Source organism: Stutzerimonas kunmingensis (assembly GCF_002929225.1).
In the GTDB taxonomy this organism is placed as follows: Bacteria; Pseudomonadota; Gammaproteobacteria; order Pseudomonadales; family Pseudomonadaceae; genus Stutzerimonas.
Map to the genome: position 1 here is coordinate 437,111 of NZ_PISM01000018.1, position 15,103 is coordinate 452,213.

Here is a 15,103-nt window from a genome sequence, read left to right on the forward strand (position 1 = left end):
AGTTTCCTTGCACACCCGCTCAACGGCAAGCCAGGTGCCGGTCAGCCAAGTGGAATAATCCGGAATTGCCAGCCAGCTCACCCTTCGCCGCCGTAGCGGCGACGTCCCCGACAGCGGCACCATCCCTGTTATCATCGCCGCCTTTCCTCAGCCTTCGGATTTCAGCGAGCGCATACATGAGCACCGACAAGACCAACCAGTCCTGGGGCGGCCGTTTCAGCGAGCCCGTCGACGCCTTCGTCGCCCGATTCACCGCCTCCGTCGAGTTCGACAAGCGCCTCTACCGCCACGACATCATGGGTTCGATCGCCCATGCGACGATGCTGGAAAAAGCCGGCGTGCTGAACGCCGATGAGCGTGACCAGATCATCGCCAATCTGAAAGACATCCAGGGCGAAATCGAAGCCGGCACCTTCGACTGGCGCGTCGACCTGGAAGACGTGCACATGAACATCGAAGCACGCCTGACCGACCGCATCGGAGTGACCGGCAAGAAGCTGCACACCGGCCGCTCGCGCAACGACCAGGTCGCCACCGACATCCGCCTGTGGCTGCGTGACGAAATCGACCTGATCCTCGGCGAAATCACCCGTCTTCAAGAAGGCCTGCTGGGTCTGGCGGAAGCCGAAGCGGACACCATCATGCCCGGCTTCACCCACCTGCAGACCGCGCAGCCGGTGACCTTCGGCCACCATCTGCTGGCCTGGTTCGAGATGCTTAGCCGCGACTACGAGCGCCTGGTCGACTGCCGCAAGCGCACCAACCGCATGCCGCTGGGTTCGGCCGCACTGGCCGGCACCACCTATCCGATCCAGCGGGAGATCACCTGCGAACTGCTGGGTTTCGAAGCGATCTCCGGCAACTCGCTGGATGGCGTGTCCGATCGCGATTTCGCCATCGAATTCTGTGCCGCCGCCTCGGTGGCGATGATGCACCTGTCGCGCTTCTCCGAAGAGCTGGTGCTCTGGACCAGCGCTCAGTTCCAGTTCATCGACCTGCCGGATCGCTTCTGCACCGGCTCCTCGATCATGCCGCAGAAGAAGAACCCGGACGTACCCGAGCTGGTGCGCGGCAAGACCGGCCGCGTATTTGGCGCGCTGGCAGGCCTTCTGGTGCTGATGAAGGGCCAGCCGCTGGCCTACAACAAGGACAACCAGGAAGACAAGGAGCCGCTGTTCGACGCCGCCGACACCCTGCGCGACAGCCTGCGAGCTTTCGCCGACATGGTCCCGGCGATCAAACCCAGGCGCGAAATCATGCGCGAAGCGGCGCTGCGCGGCTTCTCCACCGCGACGGACCTGGCCGATTACCTGGTGCGCAAGGGCCTGCCGTTCCGCGACTGCCACGAGATCGTCGGCCACGCAGTGAAGTACGGAGTGCAGACCGGCAAGGACCTGGCCGAGATGAGCCTCGACGAGCTGCGCCAATTCAGCGACCAGATCACTGACGACGTGTTCGCCGTGCTGACCCTGGAAGGTTCGGTCAACGCCCGCGACCATATCGGCGGCACCGCGCCGAACCAGGTGCGCGCCGCGGTGGCTCGTGGCAAGAATCTGCTGGCGACCAGATGATCACGTCTGGCCGCCGTATTTCGGTGGTCGGCTGTTCAGGTGCCGGCAAGACCATGCTGTCGCGCCGTCTGGCGCAGCAGCTCGGTTATCGCCATATCGAGCTGGATGCCCTGTTCCATCAACCGGGCTGGCAGCCGTTGCCCACCGAGCAGTTTCAGCAGGCGACCCGTGATGCGCTGCAGGGCGACGGCTGGGTCGCAGAAGGCAATTATTCGGCGGTGCGCCCGTTGGTGCGAGAGCGCTCGGACATGGTGATCTGGCTGGATCTGCCACGCCACAAGGTAATGCGCCAGGTCATCTGGCGCACCCTCCGACGCCTGGCCTGCCGTGAGGAGTTGTGGAATGGCAACCGCGAGCGCTGGAGCAATTTATTCAAATTGAACCCACGCCAATCCATCCTGGCCTGGTCGTGGACCCGCCACCCGGTTTACCGGCAGCGCTACGCCGAGGAAATGCGTAACGCACCGCCATCCTGCCAATACCTACGACTGGACTCACGGCATGCCATCAACGCCTTTCTGGCAAACCTGTCGTCCCGTTAAACCTTATTGAGGGCCAGCCTGTAATGTTTCTGCACATTCGCCCCGCGGTTCGCGAAGACGCCGCGCTGATCCTGCGCTTTATCACCGACCTGGCCATCTACGAAAAAGCCGAGCACGAGGTCAAGACCGACGTCGCCGGCATCGAGAACAGCCTGTTCGCTAACGGCAGCACCGCCCACGGGTTGATCTGCGAGCTGGACGGCGAGCCGATCGGCTATGCGGTGTATTTCTTCAACTACTCGACTTGGCTGGGCAGGCACGGCCTATATCTGGAAGACCTCTACGTCACCCCGCAGCAGCGCGGCGTCGGCGCCGGCAAGGCTCTGCTGCGTCATCTGGCCAAACTGGCGGTGGCACGCGGCTGCGGGCGCTTCGAGTGGTCGGTGCTGGACTGGAATCAGCCAGCCATCGACTTCTACGAATCCATCGGCGCCCGGCCGCAGAGCGAGTGGATCGGCTACCGCCTTGCCGGCGACGCACTGTCAGAGTTCGCGGCCGGTTGAGCAATCGTTCCAGCTCGCCTGCGCCACCCGCCGCGATGCCGCCGCGAAAAGCGCGCCTGCCCTTTGCCAATGCCTGGTTCTTCCCGGCTGCCGCGCTCTACGCGGCACTGATTCTGCCGTATTCGGTACTGGCACTACTTGGCCTGCTTCCCGCGTTGCCCGGGCTCGCCACATCCGCCGGTCACGCCCACGAAATGCTCTTCGGCTTCGCCCTGGCGGTGATCGCCGGCTACCTGCTCGGCCCGCAGCGACTGCGCTTTACCCTGACGCTGCTCGGCTGCTGGGCGCTGGCACGACTGAGCTTCCTGCTGTGGCCGGGCTCGTGGCTGGCACTGATCTGCGCCGCCGCCTTTGCCACCGGCCTTGCCTGGAAAGTGTTGCCGCGCTTTCTCGGCGCCGCGAAGAAATGGCGTAACCAGAGCGTCGCACCCGTGGTCGCCGGGCTGAGTCTGCTCAGCGCCATCGCCAGCGGCGGCTTTGGCGCTGGCTACGACCGCCTCATGCTGGAGGAGGCGCTGCTATTGCTCGCCACCCTGATGTTCTTCATGGGCGGACGGATCATCGCGCCAGCCATCGCCGGTTACGCGCAGAGCCGGGGATGGCGACTGGATGCGCGGGTGCAGCCGCAGATCGAAGGCGCCGTGCTGATCCTGCTCGGCCTCGCTCTGCTGCTGAATCTTCTGCCCTGGCCGCTCATTCGGCACCTGACCGGCGCCGTACTGGTCGCCGCTGCCGTACTCACGACCATCCGCCTGCTGCGCTGGCAACCCTGGCGCTGCGCAAGGCCCGAGTTGCTGACGCTGCTGCTCGGCTATGCCTGGCTCGCCATTGGCCTGCTATTGCTTGGCCTGGGTACGCTGCTACCGGCGCTGCCATTGAACGCAACGCTGCACGCCTTGACCGTCGGCGCGCTGGGCAGCCTGACTTTCGCAGTCATGGCCCGCACGCGGCTGATCTACCGTTTCCGCGATCCCGCGGCGCAGCCCTGGATACAGGGCGTGGCGTTGCTGATCAGCCTGGCGGCGCTGGCTCGCGTGCTGCCCGCCCTGCTGAGTCAGCCTCACCCGGCCTGGCTGCTGCTCGCCGCCGGTTGCTGGTCGCTGGCCTTTATGGCGCTGACCTTGCTGCTCTGGCGTTGTCGCGACGCGCACGCGGACAGCCCTCGCGGCAACGCTGACCACTGAGTCATCGACCGGAACTCTCGCGCATTACGCTTGACCTACATGCAACCGCCGGCGATTCCTCCCATGTCCGCCGTCGCATTCGCCGAGGCCTGCATGACCGATCTGCGCACCCTGCTGCTGAATCAGGACACCCAGGGCGCCGAGCTCTTCGACTCGCCCAAGGAACGCCTGATCTTCTACCGCTCCGAAATCCATTTCGAATCTTCCCTGCTGGCCGAACGCACCAGCGCCTACCTGTCGTCGCAGTCGTTCCTGATGATTGCCTTCGCCTCGTCGATGGCCAACAGCAACCCTGAGTGGGGCGAGCTGTTCCGCCTGGTGGTGCCGGCGATTCTCTCGGTGCTCGGCCTGATCACATCGCTGCACGCGATGCCCGGTATCAAGTCCAATTTCGACGTCATCGAGCGCTGGCATCAGAAACAGTCCGAACTGCTGCAGCTCGAAGGCCGCGTCGGTATGCTGCCGAACAACGAATCGGCGCTGTTCGGCGAAGGCAGCAGCCCAGTCGGCGGGCCTCGCTACAAGCGCACCCTGCTGTTCTCGCTGCGCACGCCGATCATCTTCTCGCTGGTCTGGAGCGCATTCGGCCTGCTCTGCCTGGCCCTGAGCCTGATGGACTGACGCACCGCACACCGCCGCATTGCCCCACGCGGCAGCAGATGCTTAGCTGGACGCATCCGTATGGAGGAACCCCATGTCCGATTCAGACCGCCCCCGCTATCGCGTCGATGCTGATCGCCAGGCCGCCCAACGCCGGGTACGCTACGTCGAAACCAACCGCCCGGATGACGGCAGCTGCACGATATGCCAGCTGGACGAAGAAAACCCGGCACCGCTCGACGAGACCCCCGCCATGGCGCAAGAAAACCCCAGTAACGATGAAGATGAAGCCTTCGCCGAGTCGATCCTGATCCAGGCGATCGAGAACCAACTTGAAGCCGGCGAGCCCGCGGCTACCCAGGCCACGCTTAACAAGCTCACCCTGGTCGGCTACGAGCGGGACGAATGCCTGCAGATGATGGCGCTGGTCCTGGCCCATGAGATCCGCACGATGCTCAGCGAGGACCGCCCTTTCGACGGTGCCGCCTACGAGGCCATGCTGCGCAAGCTGCCGGAACTGCCGGAAGCATCCGAATAGGATCTGGATCAAGGCAGGGCCACCGACAGCATCTACACTCAGCAAACAGGGCATGAGCCCACCATCCGAGGAGCGAGCATGTCGTACACCCCTGAGCTGGTTGCTGAACTGGACGTACTCCGACAGTTCAATCTGGAAAATCTGCAGGAAGGGCTGAAGGTGCATCACGAAGCCAGCCCCGCCACCATCGCCGCTTTTGGCCGCCTCCACGCCAAGGGCCTGATCACCCAGGCCGACGGCGGTTACCTCACCAGCCTTGGCCGCGACGCGGCCGAACAGGCGCAAACGCTGCATACCATCCTCTCGGAAACCGTCACGGCCTGACATCGCCATGCCGTTCCGCTTCACCAGTCCAGGGCACGGATGACGCCGGCCCTGGCCGTTGGTCGCTCACTGCAGGCAAACTTGCGCCGCGCCTCAAGCCGCACGCCGATTGGCCGATGAACAGGGGTTAGCCTCGCCTGCACGAACCACAATGACCCGCACCCAGCACATCCACCCGATTCTCGAAGAAGGCATCGACCGCAAGGTGCTGACCACGCTGCGCGCGCGCTTTCTCGCGGTCAACTCGGCACGCCTGGAGCGGGCCCTGCAGGCCATGTCGACGCGCCAGCAGCAGGTGCTGAAGCTGCTGCCGCTGCTGTTTCACGTCAACCATCCGATTCTCCCCGGCTATGTCTCGGCGACTACCCCTGCCGGACTCGCGCACTTCGTGCCGGACGCCGAACAGCTCGCCGAAGCACAGCGCCTGAGCCGCTCGTTCGCCTACAAGCCGGCCCGCGGAAAACTGCCGCAGCCGATACTCGGCCTGTTCCTCATGGGCAGCCTCGGCACCGTGGCGCAGGACGAGCACAGCGATCTGGACGTGTGGGTCTGCCACGACCCCGCCCTGGACGCCGACCAGATCGAGGAACTGCGCCGCAAGTGCGAACTGCTGCAAGCCTGGGCAGCGAGCCAGGGCAGCGAAGCGCACTTCTTTCTGGTCGATCCGCAGCGCTTCAATCAGGGTCAGCGCGAAGCCAGGTTGACCTCCGATGACTGCGGCACCACCCAGCACTACCTGCTGCTCGACGAGTTCTACCGCACGGCACTCTGGCTCGGCGGGCGAATCCCGCTCTGGTGGCTGGTGCCGGACTACGAGGAGCACCGCTACGACGAATATGTGGCGACGCTGCTGGCCAAGCGTTTCGTGCGCGCAGACGAAGTGCTCGACCTCGGCCACCTGGGCCAGGTGCCGCCCGGCGAGTTCGTCGGCGCCGGACTCTGGCAGCTCTACAAGGCCATAGCCTCGCCCTACAAATCGCTGTTCAAGCTGCTGCTGGTGGAGGTGTATGCCAGCCAGTATCCGCAGCTGCGCTGCCTGGCGCTGGACTTCAAACAGGCCATCTATCAAGGGCGGATCGAACTGAACGAGCTCGACCCGTATATCGCCGCCTACCTTGCCATCGAGCGTTACCTCGGCGCGCGCGGCGACCACGAACGCCTGGAGCTGGCGCGGCGCTGCCTGTACCTGAAGATCAATCGACCGCTGAGCCGGCCGCCGGTCAACCGCAACAAGAGCTGGCAGCGCAGCCTGCTCGAGCGGCTGACCCACGACTGGCATTGGGACGAGCGGCAGTTCGCACTGCTCGACAACCGTGGCCACTGGAAAGTGCGGCAGGTCAGCCAGGAACGTCGCGTGCTAGTCAACGAACTGACCTACGGCTATCGCTTTCTCAGCGACTTCACCCGACGCCTTCAGGCCACCAGCCCGCTCACCAGTCGCGACCTCGGCGTGCTGGGTCGTCGCCTGTACGCAGCGATCGAACGCAAGGCCGGCAAGGTCGAGGTGGTCAATCTTGGTATCTCGCCGGATATGGCTGAACACAGCCTGACCCTGGTGCACGATTACGACGCTGCGGGCGACGTGCGCTGGTCGCTCTATCAGGGCCAGCTCACCGCGCCGGAACTGAGCAATTTCGCCCCATTGAAGCGCTCTCGCGAGCTGGTCGCGCTGCTGGCCTGGTGTCACCGCAACGGCGTGGTGGATGTCAGCACCCACCTGTCCCTGTTCCCTGGCGACAGCGGCCTGAGCGAAGCGGAACTGTTCGCCCTGTTCAGCGACCTGCGCCGTGCGCTGCCGATGCCGCTAGGCCCGGTGGACGAAGAAGCGCTACTGGCCGCGAGCAAACCCAGCCGGGTTCTGCTGCTGATCAACATCGGCCTGGACCCCACCCAGCAAGCCCCGACAGCATCTGCCATCGGCGAGCAGTCGATGCTGAACGCGGCGCCGGAAAGCCTGGTGCTGAGCGTGGATCAGGTCACGCTCAACAGCTGGAACGAGATGCTGGTGACCCGCTACGAAGGGCCGAAGGCGCTGCCGCTGTGCCTGCGCGATTATCTGGATAGCCTCGAGCGGGTCGTGCAGGCACCGCAACTGCAGGTCTTCTGCTTCGCCCGCAATCGCGGACAGGCCATCGCGCGGCGAGTCGAGCAGATATTCGAGGATGCCCGCCAGAGCCTTGCCAGCGTCGCTCATGGACGCTACCTGCTTCAGGTTCGCCAGCATTTCCACATGCTGCAGCGCGAGGCGAACGCGCTGAGTCTCACCCACCTGAGCGATCGCGCCGCACTGCTCGAACACCTTGGCGAGGCTCACCACGCCTACAGCCCGCTCCGGCTCGATCGTGCGGCGCTGGACGGTGACGATCTGGCGCTGATTCTTGCGCAAGGCCGCCCGGGATGCCTGCAGGTGTTCTACCGCACGGCCGGAGAAATCGCCGAACTCAGCGTACTCGATGAATGCAACGCCCTCTGGCGCCAGCAGCTGCCCTATCGCGACGAGCGCACCCTGCTGCGCCCGCTGATGCGCTTTCTCGAGTCGATGCTGTATCGACGTAACGCGCAGCAGCCCGGCCAAAGCCAGGAGCTGGTCGACCCGGCGATCCTCTTCTACCGCATTCAACCCGGACAAGACGCGCGACCGGCACAACTGGAACGAAGACCGGCGCCCCAGGGCGAGGTCAACGATCCGTTCTACGACGTGCAGGCGATCGTCGAAGCGGGCGAAAACGGTCGCTCGCAGGTCACCCTGTACTGTAACCATCAGGAGTTTTCCGGCCTGGAATACGGTGCAGAGCTGTTCGCCGCCGTGACACGCACGATCATTTCCCGGCGCCGCAACGGTGAACGCTACCCCTGCTACATCACCGACCTCGACCTCACCGGCCTGCACGGCAGCGGACGCAGCCAGACTGTGCAGTACCTGCGCTACAAGGCGCGCCTGGAGGCGGCGCTGAACGCGGCAATGGAGTCATAAGAGGGCGCTGACGGGGCTTCAGTCAGCGTCTCGACGAGGTTCCGGCCTGACGAACCAGCTGCATTGCGCAGCGGCTATCCAACGCTTTTCGCGCCAACAAAGGCAGAGCTGCGGAAAGCTGCTACCAGCCCGATCGCAGCGGCGGCCAGGCTGATCATCTCGCAAGCGTCGCCCGTCAGAACGGATCGCCTGCCGCTTCGGGCTGGTATTCGATCGCGAGCAGGGTGAGCTTGATCATCTTGCCGGATGGAGTCGGCCAGTCGATGTGCTGGCCGACACTCATGCCCAGCAGCGCCGTACCGACCGGTGCGAGGACGGACACGGTGCCTTCCTTGCCGGCGTCGTGGGGATAGACCAGCGTCAGGTGGTAATCCTTGCCCGTGCCTTCGTCGCGGCAGTGCACGCGCGAATTCATGGTCACGACGCCCGCAGGCATCTCGCTGCGTTCCACGATCTGCGCCCGCGACAGTTCCTGCTCGAGCGCTTCGGCGGCCGGACCGTAGTCGTCCAGACTGTCGAGCAGCCGCTCAAGGCGCTGCAGATCGAGTTGGGTAAGGATGATCGGCGGTGCACTGGTCATGGGTTCTGGCAAGCTCCTGCGAAAAAATAAAACACGAAAAAAGCAAAACCCCGCCCGAAGGCGGGGTTTTGTTGACCTGCGAAGACACTATCACAGCAGCCCGAATAAGCAAGGGCCCCACCGGCAGCGCCCGGCTCGCGGGGGCTGCACGCAGATTGCGTCAGATATCCTCGAATTCCAGCGCTTCGCCGCCCTGCTCCAGCGTCACCCGCGAGAGCAGCTCTCCGAGGCGCTCGCCGCTTGCATCGCACAGCCACAGCTGGCTGCCCTCGTCGTAGTCGAAATGAAAGCCGCCGGAGCGCGCCGCGACCCACAGCTGGCGCAACGCGGGCTGGCGGCTGAGGATCAGCTGACTGCCGTTATCGAAGCGCACTGTCAGCACACCACCGGAGTTCTCCAGGTCGACGTCCAGACTGGTGTCATCGAATACGTCCTCGACGCTCTCCTGCACAGCATCGACCAGATCGTGATAACGGGCTTCGCTCAGGCTCATGCAACACTTCCTCGAATTGTTCTGCACGCGACGCGGGCCGCATGCGATGGCAGCGAGCTTAGCAGGGCGCAGCCGGATCAAGCGAGCCGCCCGCCAGCACGGCCGCCGTGTGACGTGCTGCTCGCATAGGCAATCCGCCGGGTGCTGGGTATACTCAGGCGATTAGATTTTTCAAGGATTCCAGTCCCCATGAAGCGCCTTCTGCTTCCCTTCATCGCACTCGCCGTCTTCGCCGCCGCGCTCAGCGGTTGTGGCCAGAAAGGTCCGCTGTACCTGCCGGATGACGAGAAAACCGTCAAAGAACGTTCCAAAGACCGTTTCGAACTCTAAAGGAGGCTGTTCATGGAGGCCTTCTCGTACCGCGACGGTCAACTCTTCGCGGAAGGCGTGGCACTGCCCGCACTTGCGCAACGCTTCGGCACCCCGACCTACGTCTATTCCCGCGCGCACATCGAAGCCCAGTACCGGGCCTATGCCGATGCGCTGGATGGCATGCCGCATCTGGTCTGCTTCGCCGTCAAAGCCAATTCGAACCTGGGCGTGCTGAACGTCCTGGCACGTCTCGGTGCCGGCTTCGACATCGTCTCGCGCGGTGAGCTGGAGCGCGTACTGGCCGCCGGCGGACAGCCGGAGCGTATCGTCTTCTCTGGCGTCGGCAAGACCCGTGACGACATGCGCCGGGCGCTGGAAGTCGGCGTGCACTGCTTCAACGTGGAATCCACCGATGAGCTGGAGCGCCTGCAGCAGGTCGCCGCCGAGCTCGGCAAAAAGGCGCCGGTGTCGCTACGGGTCAATCCGGACGTCGATGCCGGCACCCACCCGTACATTTCCACAGGTCTCAAAGAGAACAAGTTCGGCATCGATATCGACAATGCCGAGGCGGTCTACGCCCGTGCCGCCGAGCTGCCGAACCTGGAAGTGGTCGGTGTCGACTGCCATATCGGTTCGCAGCTGACCAGCCTGCCGCCTTTCCTCGATGCGCTCGACCGCCTGCTCGCACTGACCGAGCGCCTCGCCGCACGCGGCATCCAGATTCGTCACCTTGACCTCGGTGGCGGCCTCGGTGTGCGTTACCGCGACGAGCAGCCACCGCTGGCCGGCGACTACATCCAGGCCGTGCGCCAGCGCATCGAAGGCCGCGGGCTGGCGCTGGTGTTCGAGCCGGGCCGCTCCATCGTCGCCAACGCCGGCGTGCTGCTGACCCGCGTGGAATACCTCAAGCACACCGCGCACAAGGATTTCGCCATCGTCGATGCGGCGATGAACGACCTGATCCGCCCGGCGCTGTACCAGGCCTGGATGAACGTGGTCGCGGTGCAGCCGCACGAAGGCGATACGCGTCGCTACGACATCGTCGGACCGATCTGCGAGACCGGCGACTTCCTCGCCAAGGATCGTGAGCTGGCGCTGGTCGAGGGCGACCTGCTGGCGGTGTGTTCGGCCGGTGCCTACGGCTTCGTCATGAGCTCCAACTACAACACCCGCGGCCGCGCCGCCGAGGTGCTGGTGGACGGTGACCAGGCCTTCGAAGTGCGCCGTCGCGAGAGCGTTCAGGAGCTATACGCCGGCGAAAGCCTGCTGCCCACTTGAGGCCAAGATCATGCTTCTGCGCTTTACCAAGATGCACGGTCTGGGCAACGACTTCATGGTCATCGACCTGGTCAGCCAGCACGCGCACATTCAGCCCAAGCACGCCAAGCAGTGGGGCGATCGCCACACCGGAGTCGGTTTCGATCAGCTGCTGATCGTCGAGCCGCCGCAGAACCCGGACGTGGATTTCCGCTACCGCATCTTCAATTCCGACGGTTCGGAAGTGGAGCAGTGCGGCAACGGCGCGCGCTGCTTCGCCCGCTTCGTGATCGACAAGCGCCTGACCGTGAAACGCAAGATCAAGGTCGAAACCAAGGGCGGCATCATCGAGCTGGATATCCGTCCCGATGGGCAGATCCGCGTCGACATGGGTCCGCCGCGACTGGTGCCGTCCGAGATTCCGTTCCAGGCCGACCAGGAAGCCCTGAGCTATCCGCTCGAAGTCGATGGCCAGCGCGTCGAGTTGGCCGCCGTGTCCATGGGCAACCCCCATGCGGTGCTGCGCGTCGACAGCGTCGAGCAGGCACCTGTGCATGAACTCGGACCGAAGATCGAACATCACCCGCGCTTTGCGCAGCGGGTCAATGTCGGCTTCCTGCAGGTCGTCGATCGCCGCCATGCACGGCTGCGCGTGTGGGAACGCGGCGCCGGGGAAACCCAGGCCTGCGGTACCGGCGCCTGCGCGGCTGCGGTCGCGGCAATACGCCAGGGCTGGATGGATTCGCCGGTGCAGATTGAGCTGCCGGGTGGCCGCCTGTCCATCGAATGGGCAGGTCCCGGGCAGCCGGTTATGATGACCGGCCCCGCCGTTCGTGTATTTGAAGGACAGGTTCGCCTATGACCGACCAGACTCAGGGCAGCACCCCGCTACCCGACGCCGAAGCAGTCGCCGCCTACCTGCGCGCCCACCCGGAATTCTTCGTCGACCACGACGAGCTGATCCCTGAGCTGCGCATTCCCCATCAGCCGGGCACCGCGGTGTCGCTGGTGGAGCGTCAGGTCAAGCTGCTGCGTGAGCGCAACATCGAGATGCGCCATCGCCTGTCGCAACTGATGGACGTGGCGCGCGACAACGACCGTCTGTTCGACAAGACCCGCCGCCTGGTGCTCGACCTGCTCGACGCCAGCAGCCTGGAAGAAGTGGTCAGCGCGGTGGAAGACAGCCTGCGCCACGAATTCCAGGTGCCCTACGTCAGCCTGATCCTCTTCAGCGACGCGACACTGCCGGTGGGCCGCTGCGTCAGCACTGGCGAGGCGCAGCAGAGCATCGGTGGGCTGCTCGACGGCGGCAAGACCATCTGCGGCGTACTCCGTCCGCACGAGCTGAGCTTTCTGTTTGGCGCCGAAGACAGCGGCAGCGTGGGCTCCGCAGCGGTAGTCAGCCTGAACAATCAGCTCGGCGTGCTGGCGATCGGCAGCCCGGATCCACAGCACTACAAGAGCTCGCTGGGCACGCTGTTCCTCGGTTATATCGCCGAAGTGCTGACCCGCGTGCTGCCGCGCTTCGGTACGCCGCTGCGCTCGGTACGCTGAGCGCAATTGCCGACCAACGCCACGCACCACACGCGCCCGCTCGCGGCCTGAGGCTGGAGCCTGCTCATGCAGAACGAACTCGACGCCTACTTCGAACACCTGCGCAGCGCCCGGCAGCTGTCGGGCCACTCGCTGGACGGCTACCGCCGCGACCTGAACAAGCTGCTGACTTACTGCGAGCGCGAAAACATCGCCGAGTGGAGTGCACTGCAAGGCCGACACCTGCGCCAACTGGTCGGCGCGCTGCATCGCCAGGGCCAGTCCAGTCGCAGCGTGGCGCGCCTGCTCTCATCGGTGCGCGGCCTCTACCGCTACCTGAATCAGGAAGGCCTCTGTCAGCACGATCCGGCTACCGGCCTGTCCGCGCCGAAAGGTGAACGACGTCTTCCGAAGCTGCTGGATACCGATCGCGCCATGCAGCTGCTCGATGGTGGCGTCGAGGACGATTTCATCGGCCTGCGCGATCAGGCGATGCTCGAGCTGTTCTATTCATCCGGCCTTCGGCTTTCGGAACTGGTCGGCCTGAACCTCGACCAGCTCGACCTGCCCGCGGGCATGGTGCGAGTGCTCGGCAAGGGCAACAAGGTGCGCGAGCTGCCGGTAGGGCGCAAGGCGCGCGAGGCGTTGCAGGCCTGGTTGCCTGTACGTGCGCTGGCCAACCCGGCCGATGGCGCGGTATTCATCGGCCAGCAGGGTCGCCGTCTCGGCGCGCGGGCCGTGCAAGTGCGAGTGCGCCAGGCCGGCGTGCGCGAGCTCGGCCAGCACCTGCATCCACACATGTTGCGCCACAGCTTCGCCAGCCATCTGCTGGAGTCGTCGCAGGACCTGCGCTCGGTGCAGGAGCTGCTCGGCCATGCCGACATCGGCACCACGCAGATCTACACCCATCTGGACTTTCAGCACCTTGCCAAGGTCTACGATCAGGCGCATCCGCGCGCCAAGCGCAAGCAGGATACCGACACATGAGCATTCGCCTGATCACCTTCGACCTGGACGATACCTTCTGGGAAACCACTCCGGCCATCCAGAGCGCCGAGACTGCCCTGCGCGACTGGCTCGGCGTGCATGCACCGCGCCTGGGCGAATTTCCCGTCGAAGCCCTCGGCGCGATCCGCCGCATGCTGGTGGAGCAGGACTCGGCGCTGCGCCACCGTATCAGCGAGCTGCGCCGGCGCATCCTGCAGCACGCGCTGCACGATGCCGGCTATCCCGCCGACGAAGCGGGAGAACTGGCCGAACGGGCCTTCCAGGTATTTCTCGACGCGCGCCATGAGGTGCAGATTTTCCCGGACGTGCAACCGACCCTGGAATTTCTCGCCAATCACTACACCCTCGGCGTGATCACCAACGGCAATGCCGACGTGCGCCGCCTGGGCTTGGCCGACTATTTCCAGTTCACTCTGTGCGCCGAGGAGCTGGGCGTCGGCAAGCCCGACCCGCATCCGTTCCAGCAAGCCCTGCGCCTGGGCGCTGCGCGCCCGGAACAGGCCGTGCACGTCGGCGACCACGCGCTGGATGACATCGCCGGCGCGCAACAGGCGGGCATGCGAGCGATCTGGTTCAACCCCAAGCGCGCCGCCTGGCCGCACGATTACCATCCCGATGCGCAAATCCAGAGCCTGGCCGAATTGCCCAAGCTGCTGCTCGGCTGGCGCGGCGACTGAGCGAGAAGCCAGACGCCAGATGCGCAAAAGCCCGCCTTGGAGGCGGGCTTTTGCGCAATTCTTTTTGGTGCTCAGATAGGGCGACTACCGTACTTGCTATCCGGCTTCTTCGGCGGGTCGGCGACCACATTGGGCTCGACTTCCTGCACTTGGCCGCCACGCGCGAGAAATTCTTCCATGGCCCGCGCCAGTGCATCGCGCTCTTTCTGCTTGGCTTCCAGGCTCGGCAGTTCGTCCGGTTCCACGGCCTTCGCCTTGGCCTTCTTGGCCGGCGTAGCGCGCTCGCTGTCGGTCCCTTCGTCGTCGAGACTGTCGTCGCCATCATCGGCAGCGTTCAGCTCTTCCCCTTCCTCCTCGTCGCTAACGTCCAGATCGTCTTGTTCTAGTTCTTCGTCGCTCATGTTCAACCTCATGGCCTTGCCAAAGCGGAGTAAGTTATAGCCCAGCGATGCGGAAAGACCGACACCGCCAAAAAAAATTCAACTTGCCGTCCCGTGCAGCGTTGCCACAATCTGCCGCGCGCCACCCTGGTCGCGGTGCTCTCCGAGATAGATGCCCTGCCAGGTACCGAGTGCCAGACCCCCATCGCTGACCGGCAGGCTCAACTGGCAGCCGAGCAGGCTGGCCTTGAAATGCGCCGGCAGATCGTCCGGCCCTTCGTAGTCGTGCTCGTAGCCTCCCTCACCCTGCGGCACCAGGCGATTGAAGAAGCGCTCGAAATCTCGCCGAACCGCTGCATCGGCATTCTCGTTGATCGTCAGCGAGGCCGAGGTATGCCGCAGCCACAGGTGTAACAGACCGACCCGGCATTGCCGCAGTTCCGGCAGTGCGTCGAGCAGCTCATCGGTGACGAGATGAAAGCCGCGTGCCCGCGCGCGCAAGGTGATCAGGGTCTGTTGCCACATGTTCGAAGACTCATGTTCAACGGCTGGTCGCGCGCATTCTAGCGTGGCGCCAAAAAAAACAAAGGGCGCCAAAAGGCGCCCTTGTCATGAACCAGCGAATCG

Annotated in this window: 18 protein-coding genes; 14 read left to right on the forward strand and 4 right to left on the reverse strand. The window is 64.6% G+C overall.

Annotated elements, in window-relative coordinates:
• The first annotated feature begins 176 nt into the window (after window positions 1-176).
• From argH to CW305_RS12665, 8 genes are all read left to right on the forward strand, one after another.
• A complete protein-coding gene (gene argH, locus CW305_RS12630; RefSeq protein WP_044315190.1) occupies window positions 177-1,571 on the forward strand; it encodes an argininosuccinate lyase in 1,395 nt (464 codons plus the stop codon).
• Entirely contained in the window at window positions 1,568-2,113 is a 546-nt protein-coding gene (locus CW305_RS12635; RefSeq protein ID WP_044315191.1) for an AAA family ATPase, read from the forward strand. The genes argH and CW305_RS12635 overlap by 4 nt, the downstream gene beginning before the upstream one ends.
• A gap of 23 nt (window positions 2,114-2,136) precedes the next feature.
• Window positions 2,137-2,616, forward strand: coding sequence for a GNAT family N-acetyltransferase (locus tag CW305_RS12640; protein ID WP_044315192.1), 480 nt, complete (start codon window positions 2,137-2,139; stop codon window positions 2,614-2,616).
• A 35-nt stretch (window positions 2,617-2,651) separates the two neighbouring features.
• Window positions 2,652-3,800, forward strand: a complete 1,149-nt coding sequence (locus tag CW305_RS12645; RefSeq protein ID WP_044315193.1) for an NnrS family protein — start codon at window positions 2,652-2,654, stop codon at window positions 3,798-3,800.
• A gap of 93 nt (window positions 3,801-3,893) precedes the next feature.
• On the forward strand, window positions 3,894-4,421 hold the full coding sequence (locus CW305_RS12650; protein WP_031297359.1) for a hypothetical protein: 528 nt from the start codon (window positions 3,894-3,896) through the stop codon (window positions 4,419-4,421).
• 73 nt (window positions 4,422-4,494) lie between these two features.
• Complete coding sequence (locus CW305_RS12655) at window positions 4,495-4,938, forward strand: hypothetical protein (RefSeq protein WP_080902106.1); 444 nt, start codon at window positions 4,495-4,497, stop codon at window positions 4,936-4,938.
• A 78-nt stretch (window positions 4,939-5,016) separates the two neighbouring features.
• Window positions 5,017-5,262: a TIGR02647 family protein gene (locus CW305_RS12660; protein ID WP_014821758.1), complete on the forward strand. Its 246-nt coding sequence runs from the start codon at window positions 5,017-5,019 to the stop codon at window positions 5,260-5,262.
• 151 nt (window positions 5,263-5,413) lie between these two features.
• On the forward strand, window positions 5,414-8,236 hold the full coding sequence (locus tag CW305_RS12665; RefSeq protein ID WP_104098052.1) for a class I adenylate cyclase: 2,823 nt from the start codon (window positions 5,414-5,416) through the stop codon (window positions 8,234-8,236).
• 175 nt (window positions 8,237-8,411) lie between these two features.
• Here CW305_RS12665 and rnk read toward each other — a convergent pair whose 3' ends face one another.
• The gene (gene rnk, locus CW305_RS12670) at window positions 8,412-8,816 is read right to left on the reverse strand and encodes a nucleoside diphosphate kinase regulator (RefSeq protein WP_014821760.1); all 405 of its coding nucleotides are present in this window, start codon (window positions 8,814-8,816) and stop codon (window positions 8,412-8,414) included.
• A 160-nt stretch (window positions 8,817-8,976) separates the two neighbouring features.
• Window positions 8,977-9,309, reverse strand: coding sequence for an iron donor protein CyaY (cyaY, locus tag CW305_RS12675; RefSeq protein ID WP_003301128.1), 333 nt, complete (start codon window positions 9,307-9,309; stop codon window positions 8,977-8,979).
• Between the two features lie 189 nt (window positions 9,310-9,498).
• Between cyaY and lptM the strand changes: the two genes are divergently transcribed.
• The 6 genes from lptM (at window position 9,499) to CW305_RS12705 (ending at window position 14,096) form a co-directional block, all read left to right on the forward strand.
• Window positions 9,499-9,639, forward strand: coding sequence for an LPS translocon maturation chaperone LptM (gene lptM / locus CW305_RS12680; RefSeq protein WP_014821761.1), 141 nt, complete (start codon window positions 9,499-9,501; stop codon window positions 9,637-9,639).
• A 12-nt stretch (window positions 9,640-9,651) separates the two neighbouring features.
• A complete protein-coding gene (lysA, locus tag CW305_RS12685; RefSeq protein WP_104098053.1) occupies window positions 9,652-10,899 on the forward strand; it encodes a diaminopimelate decarboxylase in 1,248 nt (415 codons plus the stop codon).
• Between the two features lie 10 nt (window positions 10,900-10,909).
• Entirely contained in the window at window positions 10,910-11,740 is an 831-nt protein-coding gene (gene dapF / locus CW305_RS12690; protein ID WP_104098054.1) for a diaminopimelate epimerase, read from the forward strand.
• Window positions 11,737-12,432 carry a DUF484 family protein gene (locus CW305_RS12695; protein ID WP_003283418.1) on the forward strand — a complete coding sequence of 232 codons (696 nt, stop codon included), beginning with the start codon at window positions 11,737-11,739 and terminating at the stop codon, window positions 12,430-12,432. Before dapF ends, CW305_RS12695 begins: the two co-directional genes overlap by 4 nt.
• Window positions 12,433-12,498: 66 nt before the next feature.
• Window positions 12,499-13,398, forward strand: coding sequence for a tyrosine recombinase XerC (gene xerC / locus CW305_RS12700; protein ID WP_044315197.1), 900 nt, complete (start codon window positions 12,499-12,501; stop codon window positions 13,396-13,398).
• A complete protein-coding gene (locus tag CW305_RS12705; RefSeq protein WP_104098055.1) occupies window positions 13,395-14,096 on the forward strand; it encodes an HAD family hydrolase in 702 nt (233 codons plus the stop codon). Before xerC ends, CW305_RS12705 begins: the two co-directional genes overlap by 4 nt.
• Before the next feature lie 71 nt (window positions 14,097-14,167).
• On the opposite strand, the gene sutA is transcribed toward CW305_RS12705, so the two are convergent.
• Window positions 14,168-14,497 carry a transcriptional regulator SutA gene (sutA, locus tag CW305_RS12710; protein ID WP_003283413.1) on the reverse strand — a complete coding sequence of 110 codons (330 nt, stop codon included), beginning with the start codon at window positions 14,495-14,497 and terminating at the stop codon, window positions 14,168-14,170.
• A 78-nt stretch (window positions 14,498-14,575) separates the two neighbouring features.
• Entirely contained in the window at window positions 14,576-15,001 is a 426-nt protein-coding gene (locus CW305_RS12715) for a secondary thiamine-phosphate synthase enzyme YjbQ (RefSeq protein WP_042927471.1), read from the reverse strand.
• Window positions 15,002-15,103 lie beyond the last annotated feature (102 nt).

Bases quoted from the DNA above. Each gene is read 5' to 3' on its own strand.
- argH (WP_044315190.1), top strand. From the start codon at position 177: ATGAGCACCGACAAGACCAACCAGTCCTGGGGCGGCCGTTTCAGCGAG.
- CW305_RS12635 (WP_044315191.1), top strand. From the start codon at position 1,568: ATGATCACGTCTGGCCGCCGTATTTCGGTGGTCGGCTGTTCAGGTGCC.
- CW305_RS12640 (WP_044315192.1), top strand. From the start codon at position 2,137: ATGTTTCTGCACATTCGCCCCGCGGTTCGCGAAGACGCCGCGCTGATC.
- CW305_RS12645 (WP_044315193.1), top strand. From the start codon at position 2,652: ATGCCGCCGCGAAAAGCGCGCCTGCCCTTTGCCAATGCCTGGTTCTTC.
- CW305_RS12650 (WP_031297359.1), top strand. From the start codon at position 3,894: ATGACCGATCTGCGCACCCTGCTGCTGAATCAGGACACCCAGGGCGCC.
- CW305_RS12655 (WP_080902106.1), top strand. From the start codon at position 4,495: ATGTCCGATTCAGACCGCCCCCGCTATCGCGTCGATGCTGATCGCCAG.
- CW305_RS12660 (WP_014821758.1), top strand. From the start codon at position 5,017: ATGTCGTACACCCCTGAGCTGGTTGCTGAACTGGACGTACTCCGACAG.
- CW305_RS12665 (WP_104098052.1), top strand. From the start codon at position 5,414: ATGACCCGCACCCAGCACATCCACCCGATTCTCGAAGAAGGCATCGAC.
- rnk (WP_014821760.1), bottom strand. From the start codon at position 8,816: ATGACCAGTGCACCGCCGATCATCCTTACCCAACTCGATCTGCAGCGC.
- cyaY (WP_003301128.1), bottom strand. From the start codon at position 9,309: ATGAGCCTGAGCGAAGCCCGTTATCACGATCTGGTCGATGCTGTGCAG.
- lptM (WP_014821761.1), top strand. From the start codon at position 9,499: ATGAAGCGCCTTCTGCTTCCCTTCATCGCACTCGCCGTCTTCGCCGCC.
- lysA (WP_104098053.1), top strand. From the start codon at position 9,652: ATGGAGGCCTTCTCGTACCGCGACGGTCAACTCTTCGCGGAAGGCGTG.
- dapF (WP_104098054.1), top strand. From the start codon at position 10,910: ATGCTTCTGCGCTTTACCAAGATGCACGGTCTGGGCAACGACTTCATG.
- CW305_RS12695 (WP_003283418.1), top strand. From the start codon at position 11,737: ATGACCGACCAGACTCAGGGCAGCACCCCGCTACCCGACGCCGAAGCA.
- xerC (WP_044315197.1), top strand. From the start codon at position 12,499: ATGCAGAACGAACTCGACGCCTACTTCGAACACCTGCGCAGCGCCCGG.
- CW305_RS12705 (WP_104098055.1), top strand. From the start codon at position 13,395: ATGAGCATTCGCCTGATCACCTTCGACCTGGACGATACCTTCTGGGAA.
- sutA (WP_003283413.1), bottom strand. From the start codon at position 14,497: ATGAGCGACGAAGAACTAGAACAAGACGATCTGGACGTTAGCGACGAG.
- CW305_RS12715 (WP_042927471.1), bottom strand. From the start codon at position 15,001: ATGTGGCAACAGACCCTGATCACCTTGCGCGCGCGGGCACGCGGCTTT.